The following is a 9,457-nucleotide window of genomic DNA, read 5'->3' on the forward strand; positions in this document are numbered from 1 at the left end:
ATTTGTGCATTAGGCGGCAAGACGCCTAACGCACCTGCTAAAGCAGAGCGCAAAAAGACGGAGCCGCACAGCTCCGTCTTTTTTTATTTTACACCCGTGAGATGATTAAGCCCCGCCGCCCGAATTATAGCGGGGTAATCTTTGTAGGCATAATTGCGGTCACACGCGCCCGTTACCCCATCGCATCTCCCTTCGTCGCCCCTATACTGCCACATACCGTGCGGAGTGTCCCACGGGCATGTTACGGTGCTGCGGTAATCCGCCACCCACAGGTCGTATGGTGCAAGGCGTTTGATATCGAGATACGCTTTCGCAAAATAGGTGTAGGTATACCACATGGCATAGTAGCCGCTTTTTTCCACCTCATTGCAAAATGCCGCAACCGTATCGGTCAGCTTCGATTTGCCTAACCTTGTTAGGTGCGGCAGCACAGTTTCTTCCACATCAAAGCAGATGGGATAGGTGATTTTGCCCTTGTAGCTGTTTGCAATTTTTGCTGCCTGCCGTGCAGCAGCGCGTGCAGCTACTGCACCGGTGCAGTAGCTGTACACATAAAGCCCCACACCAAGCCCGGCGGCATGGGCGCGTGTAATGGAATCATCCAAGCTTTTATCCACCATCAGCTTACCATCAAAACCGGCCCAGCCAATGCGCACCATCACACCATGCACACCGCTTGCTTTTACCCTTTCCCAGTCAATTCTGCCGTTGCGCACATTATGCTCACTAATGTCAATGACATGAAGTTTTGCCATGCTATTCTCCACCAGCCTTTCCGATTTGCGTACCAAAATAAAAGATAACAATCAGCTTAAAAATTTCCATAAAATTGCTTTCTGAAACAGCACCTGCACAGGTTTGATAGGCAAACACCAGCGTAAGCAGTATTGTAACAATACTTTTTACATTAATCAGTTTTGCTATACGCTCTTTCATCGCCATACTTGTTTCCCTCCTTCCGGCCCGTAGGCAGCTCTTTGAGCCGATCAAGCAGCTCGGTTACTGTGCCGTTGCCACCCAGCGCATGGTATTGCTCATACATTGCCACCGCATTTTCGAGTGCATAAATCGGGCAAAAACCCGCATCATAAGAGTGATTGTACACCCGTATAATGCGGTCGCGCAGCAGCTCTCTAATGCCCAGCTTGATTGCATCCTGCTCTTTAATGCGCTTTGCAAGCCTTTTATACGCAATTCCCAGCAGCGAAAGCGCCGTACTGAACAAAACCTCCACCCAATAGCCTACAATAAATTCCAACACCCAACTCATTCCTCCTTTTGTATCATCGTCGCAAAACACAGCAGTTGGGAATTTGAAGGGCAAAAACTACACGCTTTTAAATTTTATTAAAACAAAATATTATGAACAGGCATTATTTTCCTACCATCTTTCTGCTGAAAAAACAAACAATAGTCATGGAGGTGATGAAAATGCCATGCCCCGTAAACCCTTATAAGGATGAAGCCATGCAGCAATATTTTTGCTCGCTGCCGCCCTTTGTACAGGAAAACATCATGCAGTGCAACCCCGACGTACAAACACTGGAAGATCTACGCCAATGTGCAGAGAATCTAATGAAATCAAAATGATGCAGAGGTGAAATCATGTCAAAAAATAACAGCAGCTTTCACAACGGCGCATTTGCTAAGGGCGGGCTTAACGATTTGCTGAGCCAAAGTGCAAGTGCCAAAGAATACTTTATGTCTCTGCCCGATTATATACAGGGCATGATACAGCAGCGCACCGGTAATATCCAGTCGGAGGACGAGCTGCACCGTTATGCCGAAAACCTGCTTGCGGGAGATAAATAAGCGCGTCCGCCCTTAAAACCAGTTCGGCCAATCAAGCCGGTGAAGTCGACAAAACCGATAGGCCCAAATAGAAAGCCGCCAAAACATAAAGTTTTTAGCGGCTTTTTATTCGGGCGTTTCAATGCCCTGCATTTTCCTCCTATGTTTTTGCTAAAACAGCAGACAATAATAGTGGAGGTGATGTCAATGAACGATGCTTATAATGCCAATGTTATTTTTGGGCTGACCGCAATACTGACGCAGACAGGTGCAGGCGATTATTTTGCAACCTTGCCAATCGAGATTCAGCAGGCAATCAACGAGCATGCCGATGAAATTCATTCACGCGAAGAGCTTGAAGCATTTGCCGATACTATGATGAAAAAAAGGTGATAGCAATGCCCGCCGATTTTTATAAAACCAACCCTGATTTGTATGAATATTATAATTCACTTCCCCCTTCCGTACAAAAACAGATTGCTGATTCGGGGGCAGAGATTGCAACACTCGGTGAATTAAAACAATGTGCCGAGCATCTGCTAAAAAGTTGAGGTGATATTTATGTCGGAATCCTTCCATCTGTGCTTGTCCGATCTTTTGGATCAGGACCTGTCGAGCTACGAATATTTTTATTCCCTGCCCGCAGAGATTCAAAGCAAGGTAAGGCGCAGTGATGTACGTTCGTTTGAAGAGATGCAGGAATATGTGACAAAGCTGCGTACCCAATAAACAAAAAAATTGAGCCAGCACCCTAAATGCGCTGGCTTTTGCTTTCTTTATGTGAAAAGTAACATATTTTTCAGTCTTGTATAGAATGTATCATCTTAACGAAATTGGTGGTGCCTGCAATGAAATCTAGTTTACATTGTTTGCCGAAAGAAATACAACAGCAGCTCTGTGTCATCGATCAGTCGCAATTCTACATAATCGTCATTATTGCCGCAGTGTTTTTATCGCTGCATGCTACTTCCATTCAACGGCAGCAGCTTATCTGCAGTGTAACTCAGGAAGATTGCTGCAAGTGCCTGCCCGATGTATTTCCGATACGATTTCTTTCCAGTGTTATGATTTTGATTGCGCTTGTATTCTTCTTCCAGCTTTCCGGAGAAAATCTTTGCAAGCCACAGCCCAACTGTGTTGCGCGTTGTTCCGGTAAAATGAATCACGTTGCAAGCCTACTTGTCCTGCTTGCCGCCGCAATTCGCTTTTTTGACATCAACTTTGTAGAGTTGAACACCCCGCGCAAACCGGCATGTCCATAAGCGAAGCGAGCAAAGCATAAAACTATCCCTTGTATTTTGTTGAGAATTTAGGTATATTTGGATTAGTACAAATAAATACTGTTATCATGCGATATGGAGGATTCTACCATGACTGATGTAATTATTGTCGGCGCCGGATGTGCCGGTTTAACTGCTGCCGTTTACGCAATACGGGCGGGTTTAAGTGTGCTTGTGTTTGAAAAATATATGTACGGCGGGCAAATTTCCGTTTCCAGTGAGGTGGAAAACTATCCGTCGATTGAAAAAATTTCGGGGCCTGACCTTTCCAACAACATTTATCAGCAGGCAATCAACCAAGGGGCAGATATCCGCTTTGAAGAGGTGCTCTCGGTTCAGCTTGATGGAACGGAAAAGACCGTTACCACCGCTGAAAACACCTATGCCGCCAAGGCCGTTATCATTGCAAACGGCGTACAGCGCCGCACGCTTGGCTGTGCGGGTGAAGAGGAGTTTACAGGCAGGGGCGTATCCTACTGTGCCACCTGTGATGGGGCATTTTTCCGCGGTAAAACGGTTGCCGTGGTGGGCGGCGGAAACACCGCCCTTGAGGATGCATTGTTTTTATCCAACCTGTGTGAAAAGGTGTATATCATCCACCGCAGCGAAGCCTTACGCGGAGAAAAAGTGATGCGCGATGCTGTTTTAAGCCGGGCAAATATTACCGTTTTGTACGATACCACCGTGCAGGAAATTCGCGGAGAAAGCAAAGTCTCTTCGGTTCATGTGCAAAATTCTCAAACCGATGAAAGCTCTGTTCTACCGGTTGATGCGGTGTTTATTGCAATCGGGCTCGCACCCGATAATCAGATATTTTCGGCCCTCGCGCTGGATTCTGCCGGATACCTTGTAGCAGATGAAAACTGCACTACTGCTATCCCGGGCGTGTATGTCGCGGGAGACAATCGAACAAAACTGCTGCGGCAGATTATTACCGCAGCAGCAGATGGTGCCGTTGCAGCATTTCAGGCTGCAAACTATATCAATGTACTTTCTGATTAGTGAGAGGCAGTATTTAAATAGCCTTTAGTTCTTCCAGTATTTTTTGAATTCGGTCTTGCGACATCCGATTACCGGCGTAACCCAACGCCTGCTGCAATGTCATGTTTTTTGCTATACCCAGCATAAATGGGTTCATCAGCGAAGAAAATTCACGCTGTGCAATTCTCTTCGCCTGCGGGTTGGAAAGAATTTCGCCAATGGTTATCTGATTGTTTCTCAGGTTCATGTTCATCACCTCCATCCTCTAGCTTATGCACCATACAAGCAAAAGGTTCCAAAATTTAGTATACACGAAAGAGCCTAAAATTCAATTGCATTATCCTTTAAAGCGGTATGGGGCAAATCATGTTCCATACCGTATTAAAATTTAGCAAAGATCTCATTTTCTGCAAACTTTATAAATTTGCAATCCAAAAAATTGATGTTAAAATGAAAGCAGGTAATGCAAAATCAACGATCTGCCCAACAGTACGAAGAAAAACATGACAAAAACATTTTGTACTTCTATTGACAAAATGAGTTAGCAATGGTAAACTATGAAATTGAAAAGGGTTAGTTTTTGCTAACCCGTTAAGTTAATTATGAAGTTAGCTCTTACTAACTAAAGGAGTGGTAATATGCCGTTATCCATGGCACGTTCCGGTGCAGAAAATTCCATTAAGTCAATCCATGGTAAAGATGAAACCCGCCGTTTTCTTGAAAGCCTTGGTTTTGTGGTGGGCGGTTCTGTTACCGTAATTTCTGAAATGGGAGGCAACCTCATTGTAAATGTTAAGGATACCCGTGTTGCCATAAGCAAAGGGATGGCAAGCCGTATTTTGGTATAACCTGTGACGAAGCGGCAAATGCACTGATGATTGAATGAAAGGCAGAGGAGCAACATGAAAACACTGAGAACAACCAATTGCGGTGAAACCGTAACCGTTGTCAAGCTGCACGGCGAAGGGGCCGTAAAGCGCAGAATTATGGATATGGGCATTACCAAAGGCGCGTCAGTTTATGTGCGTAAGGTAGCACCTTTGGGCGACCCGATTGAGGTAACCATACGCGGCTACGAATTATCGCTGCGCAAGCAGGACGCCGAAATGATTGAAGTAGCGTAGCAGACACCGCAAGGCTGTCTGCCTATTTTAGGACATTCAGTTAGCTTAAGCTAATTAAATATTACTAGGAGGAATGGGGCATGTCAATTAAGATAGCGCTTGCCGGTAACCCCAACTGCGGCAAGACCACCATGTTTAACGACCTGACAGGAAGCTCACAATATGTTGGCAACTGGCCGGGTGTTACGGTAGAGAAAAAAGAGGGTAAACTGAAAGGCTACAAAGATGTTGTGGTTATGGATCTGCCCGGAATCTACTCTTTATCCCCTTATACCTTAGAAGAGGTCGTCACCCGAAACTATCTCATCAACGACAGGCCCGATGTCATCATTAACTTGGTAGATGCCTCTAATATTGAGCGTAACCTGTACCTCACCACGCAGCTTGTCGAGGTGGGTATCCCTGTTGTTATCGCACTGAACATGATTGACATTGTGCGCAAAAACGGCGATAAAATCGATATCTCCAAGCTAAGCGCTGCCCTCGGCTGCGAGGTGATCGAGACCTCCGCACTCAAAGGCATTGGCTCCAAGGCGGTTGCAGAGCGTGCAGTCGCACTGGCACAGCAAAAAGCCATGACGGTTCCCCAGCACACCTTCAGCCACCCCGTAGAGGACGCGCTTACTCAGATTGAAAAGGTTGCCGATAACATAGCGGTGGGTGAGCATGCTCGCTGGTATGCCATCAAGCTGTTTGAACGGGATGAAAAGGTTTTAGAACAGGTTGCCCTGAACACAGAAACCAAAACTCGCCTGGATGCTATCATCGCGGAATGTGAAAGCGCAATGGACGATGACAGCGAAAGCATTATCACCAATGAGCGCTACGAATACATCTCTAAGCTTACCAAAAGCTGTGTACATAAGCGCAACACCGGCATGACGGTCTCGGATAAAATTGACCGTATCGTCACCAACCGCTGGCTTGCGCTCCCTATCTTTGCCGTTGTTATGTCGCTGGTATATTATGCATCTGTTTCATCGCTCGGTATCGGTACGCTCATAACCGATTGGACCAACGACACCCTGTTCGGCGGCTGGATTACCGAATGGGCAACCGCGGGCTTAGCTGCTGTGGGCGCAGCAGACTGGCTGCAGGGGCTGATTGTTGATGGAATCATTGGTGGCGTAGGCGCTGTACTGGGCTTTTTACCTCAAATGTTCGTCTTATTCTTCTTCCTTTCTCTGCTGGAAGACTGCGGATATATGGCACGTGTGGCGTTTATTATGGATAGAATTTTCCGTAAGTTTGGGCTCTCCGGCAAGTCGTTTATCCCCATGCTGATCTCCTCCGGCTGTGGCGTACCCGGTATTATGGCTTCGCGCACCATTGAAAACGAAAAGGATCGAAAGATGACCATCATGGTCACAACGTTCATCCCCTGTAGCGCAAAGCTGCCGATTATCGCACTGATTGGCGGCGCCCTGTTCCCCGAATCGTCGTGGGTAGCACCGTCGATGTACTTTCTTGGTATTCTCATGGTTATCATCTCGGGTGTTATCCTCAAGAAGACAAGACTGTTTGCAGGCGACCCTGCACCATTTGTAATGGAGCTACCACAGTACCATATCCCCGGTGCAAAAGGCGTTTTGACCCATATGTGGGAGCGCGGCAAAGCATTCGTAGTAAAAGCCGGTACCATCATTTTCGTCGCATCCGGTGCCATCTGGTTCTTTTCAAACTTTAACTGGTCGCTCCAGATGGTTGAAGAGTCAGAAAGCATGCTTGCTGCTATCGGTGGTTTGATCGCCCCCATCTTTGCCCCGCTTGGCTTTGGTAACTGGCAGGCTGCGGTTGCAACGGTAACAGGCCTTGTGGCAAAAGAAAACGTTGTCGGAACCTTTGGTGTGCTTTACGGGCTTGGCGAGGTTGCCGAAGATGACCCCACACTGCTCGCAAGCGTTGCGGCAATGTTCACCAGTGTTTCGGCGTTCTCGTTTATGGTATTTAATATGCTTTGCGCACCCTGCTTTGCTGCAATCGGTGCCATAAAGCGTGAGATGGGAGGCTGGAAGTGGACTTGGATTACTCTTGGCTATCAGACAATTTTAGCTTACGGAACAGCCTTTATTATTAACCAACTCGGCAATGTTATCTTCCTCGGCGGCAGCTTTGGCTTCGGTGCAATCGTAGCCATTGCTTTGGTGGTATTTGTGCTGTGGCTGTTGTTGAGAACTTATAACCCCAACAAATCGAAAACACCCGTTACAGTTGCTGCAAACGCATATCAGAAAGGATGATTTTATGGCAACCTGGATTATTGGTACAATCGTAATCGGCGCAATGGTACTAGCTGGCTATAAGGCCTACAAAAGACATAAAGAGGGCGGCTGCTCGGGTTGCAGCGGCTGCCCACGCTCGGGCGAGTGCCATAAATAGACAATATTCTACTGCCACCGGCTCAATTCGAGTTCTGGGGATTGCATTCTATACCAATTAGGCATATAATGGAATTAACATATTAAATTGAAAAGGTGGCAGTGCTTTATGGCAACAAGTTGGACGTCTGATTTGTCCGTTGGTGTAGATGCTATTGACAAGCAGCATAAAATTTGGTTTGAGAAAGCAGACCAACTGTTTGAAGCAGGCAAAAGCGGAAAAGCAAAAGAGTTTATTTTGCAATTGCTCGATTTCTTAGACGAATACACAAAAATGCATTTTCGCGATGAAGAAAAGTATATGCTCGAAATGAATTACCCCGAGTACCCTGTTCAAAAAAAATTACATACTGAGTTCATTGCTAAATTGGACAAGCTAAAACAAGATTATGAACAATCCGGCGGAAATATCGTAGTAATCATCAACGCCAATCAAATGGTTGTTGACTGGCTGATTCAGCATATTTCAATGCAGGATAAAAAAATAGGCGTTTATGCCAAAGGTTTAAAAAGCAAATAAACGTTTGGCCATGCCTTAACGAAATGAAAAAGACTGGTGCAGAAATCTGCATCAGTCTTTTTATCGTTTATCGGCTGCCTGTTTTGTTTTTTTAATTGGAAATCAGCATGTTTCGCCCGCTCTGCTTCGCCTTATATAGATTTTGATCAACCCTGGTCAGCAGCTCACCAAAACTTAATCCTTCATCCTGAACCGTATAGCAGCCTAGGCTTATGGTCGTTCGTATCTTATGTTCTTCAAATTCGAATTTGGCTTCTTCCACTGTTTTTCTAATCTCCTGTGCAATTTCATTGGCGACAGATTTCTCAGTGTCAAGCAAAGAAATTAAAAATTCCTCTCCACCATACCTTGCAACCCAATGGGTTCTATCTTTTACAATATCTTTGATAATATCACATATTTCACGTAGAATAAAATCCCCAGCGGCATGCCCATAAGTATCGTTTATAAGTTTAAAAAGGTCTAAATCCAACAGTATTACTGATAATTGTTTGCTGTTGAGTTGTGCATCGTATAAATCTATGGGCAAGCGTTCGTTGATATATCGCCTGTTAAACACTTGCGTCAGCTCATCTGTAATAACCTCTTTATTCAGCAGCTCAATAATAGCATCAATTTCTTCAATTGTCTTCCCCTTTAAATCCGGTACAATTCCCGTTTCCGAAATATCCTTCAGTAATTCTACAATATACTGTTTATTGCCCAAATTTACAGGGCTCGCAGTCACCATATAAATTTTATCTTTATTGTATTCAATTTTAACAAAAGTATTATCTTCATTGGCTGCCCTAATGGAAACACAGTTTGCACAATGGGTTCCGTTCTTCCAATATTCATAACAAATCGAAGAATAATGCTCGTCCGACAAGTCATTATATCGGATGATCTGTTTTTTTACCGGATCAACCACCCGTATTAAATCGTAGAGCTTATTAAACTTATTTATAAAATCCATTAAAAATTGCACGTCCATCGAATTCAATGACAACGCCCCCCTTTGATATCAATGAAACATTTATTTAAACGCTTTCTGTCGTCGGCTAATTTAAGATTTACGGTGGCGCCTGTAAGACGATTTGGAATTAGGATTCAGAATGCCAGTACAGAGGACAAAGAAGCAAATATATGGAGAGAAAGGGTGGCCATATAACGCAACCCTAGTAAATTACAGGCGAAAATCAGCAATTTTCCTTCTTATAAAGAATAAAGTTTATCTAAAAAATTCCCCAAGGGCAATTCGAGCAGCATTTTCTCACAACAGGCATGAAATTCTAACATTTAAAATTTATTTCCCCTTAACTGATTTTATACTATATTTGTATAAAATTTCAGTCAAGACCACCCCTAAAAGGGGTGGCTTGCACGAGCCCTATAAGGGCTTAA

At 44.8% G+C, this 9,457-nt stretch carries 16 protein-coding genes; 11 read left to right on the forward strand and 5 right to left on the reverse strand.

Annotation, left to right across the window (positions count from 1 at the left end; genetic code table 11):
- Positions 1 to 83 precede the first annotated feature (83 nt).
- The 3 genes from RTV33_RS15320 to RTV33_RS15330 are packed head-to-tail and all read right to left on the reverse strand — an operon-like array spanning position 84 to position 1,261.
- Entirely contained in the window at positions 84 to 755 is a 672-nt protein-coding gene (locus RTV33_RS15320; protein WP_312645698.1) for a GH25 family lysozyme, read from the reverse strand.
- 1 nt (position 756) lies between these two features.
- Positions 757 to 942: a hypothetical protein gene (locus RTV33_RS15325; RefSeq protein ID WP_312645700.1), complete on the reverse strand. Its 186-nt coding sequence runs from the start codon at positions 940 to 942 to the stop codon at positions 757 to 759.
- A complete protein-coding gene (locus RTV33_RS15330) occupies positions 908 to 1,261 on the reverse strand; it encodes a hypothetical protein (RefSeq protein ID WP_312645702.1) in 354 nt (117 codons plus the stop codon). The genes RTV33_RS15325 and RTV33_RS15330 overlap by 35 nt, the downstream gene beginning before the upstream one ends.
- A 170-nt stretch (positions 1,262 to 1,431) precedes the next feature.
- Between RTV33_RS15330 and RTV33_RS15335 the strand changes: the two genes are divergently transcribed.
- The 6 genes from RTV33_RS15335 (at position 1,432) to trxB (ending at position 4,073) form a co-directional block, all read left to right on the forward strand.
- The gene (locus RTV33_RS15335; RefSeq protein ID WP_312645704.1) at positions 1,432 to 1,590 is read left to right on the forward strand and encodes a hypothetical protein; all 159 of its coding nucleotides are present in this window, start codon (positions 1,432 to 1,434) and stop codon (positions 1,588 to 1,590) included.
- Between the two features lie 15 nt (positions 1,591 to 1,605).
- Positions 1,606 to 1,812: a hypothetical protein gene (locus RTV33_RS15340; RefSeq protein ID WP_312645706.1), complete on the forward strand. Its 207-nt coding sequence runs from the start codon at positions 1,606 to 1,608 to the stop codon at positions 1,810 to 1,812.
- A 186-nt stretch (positions 1,813 to 1,998) separates the two neighbouring features.
- Positions 1,999 to 2,184 carry a hypothetical protein gene (locus RTV33_RS15345; RefSeq protein ID WP_312645709.1) on the forward strand — a complete coding sequence of 62 codons (186 nt, stop codon included), beginning with the start codon at positions 1,999 to 2,001 and terminating at the stop codon, positions 2,182 to 2,184.
- Positions 2,185 to 2,352: 168 nt separating this feature from the next.
- Positions 2,353 to 2,520: a hypothetical protein gene (locus tag RTV33_RS15350; protein WP_312645711.1), complete on the forward strand. Its 168-nt coding sequence runs from the start codon at positions 2,353 to 2,355 to the stop codon at positions 2,518 to 2,520.
- A 119-nt stretch (positions 2,521 to 2,639) separates the two neighbouring features.
- Entirely contained in the window at positions 2,640 to 3,053 is a 414-nt protein-coding gene (locus tag RTV33_RS15355) for a hypothetical protein (protein WP_312645714.1), read from the forward strand.
- Between the two features lie 93 nt (positions 3,054 to 3,146).
- On the forward strand, positions 3,147 to 4,073 hold the full coding sequence (trxB, locus tag RTV33_RS15360) for a thioredoxin-disulfide reductase (protein WP_312645716.1): 927 nt from the start codon (positions 3,147 to 3,149) through the stop codon (positions 4,071 to 4,073).
- Between the two features lie 13 nt (positions 4,074 to 4,086).
- Here trxB and RTV33_RS15365 read toward each other — a convergent pair whose 3' ends face one another.
- Entirely contained in the window at positions 4,087 to 4,299 is a 213-nt protein-coding gene (locus RTV33_RS15365) for a hypothetical protein (RefSeq protein WP_312645718.1), read from the reverse strand.
- 391 nt (positions 4,300 to 4,690) lie between these two features.
- On the opposite strand from RTV33_RS15365, the gene RTV33_RS15370 reads away from it, so the two are divergent.
- From RTV33_RS15370 to RTV33_RS15390, 5 genes are all read left to right on the forward strand, one after another.
- On the forward strand, positions 4,691 to 4,900 hold the full coding sequence (locus tag RTV33_RS15370; RefSeq protein WP_312645721.1) for a FeoA family protein: 210 nt from the start codon (positions 4,691 to 4,693) through the stop codon (positions 4,898 to 4,900).
- 54 nt (positions 4,901 to 4,954) lie between these two features.
- Positions 4,955 to 5,176, forward strand: coding sequence for a FeoA family protein (locus tag RTV33_RS15375; protein WP_312645723.1), 222 nt, complete (start codon positions 4,955 to 4,957; stop codon positions 5,174 to 5,176).
- A gap of 80 nt (positions 5,177 to 5,256) precedes the next feature.
- Complete coding sequence (feoB, locus tag RTV33_RS15380; RefSeq protein WP_312645725.1) at positions 5,257 to 7,416, forward strand: ferrous iron transport protein B; 2,160 nt, start codon at positions 5,257 to 5,259, stop codon at positions 7,414 to 7,416.
- Between the two features lie 4 nt (positions 7,417 to 7,420).
- A complete protein-coding gene (locus RTV33_RS15385; RefSeq protein ID WP_312645727.1) occupies positions 7,421 to 7,555 on the forward strand; it encodes a FeoB-associated Cys-rich membrane protein in 135 nt (44 codons plus the stop codon).
- Positions 7,556 to 7,663: 108 nt separating this feature from the next.
- Positions 7,664 to 8,074 carry a bacteriohemerythrin gene (locus RTV33_RS15390; protein WP_312645729.1) on the forward strand — a complete coding sequence of 137 codons (411 nt, stop codon included), beginning with the start codon at positions 7,664 to 7,666 and terminating at the stop codon, positions 8,072 to 8,074.
- 91 nt (positions 8,075 to 8,165) lie between these two features.
- On the opposite strand, the gene RTV33_RS15395 is transcribed toward RTV33_RS15390, so the two are convergent.
- Entirely contained in the window at positions 8,166 to 9,047 is an 882-nt protein-coding gene (locus tag RTV33_RS15395) for a GGDEF domain-containing protein (protein WP_312645731.1), read from the reverse strand.
- Positions 9,048 to 9,457: the final 410 nt, after the last annotated feature.

Origin of the sequence: Hydrogenoanaerobacterium sp., assembly GCF_032017025.1 — a bacterium.
GTDB lineage: Bacteria > Bacillota > Clostridia > Oscillospirales > Ruminococcaceae > Hydrogenoanaerobacterium.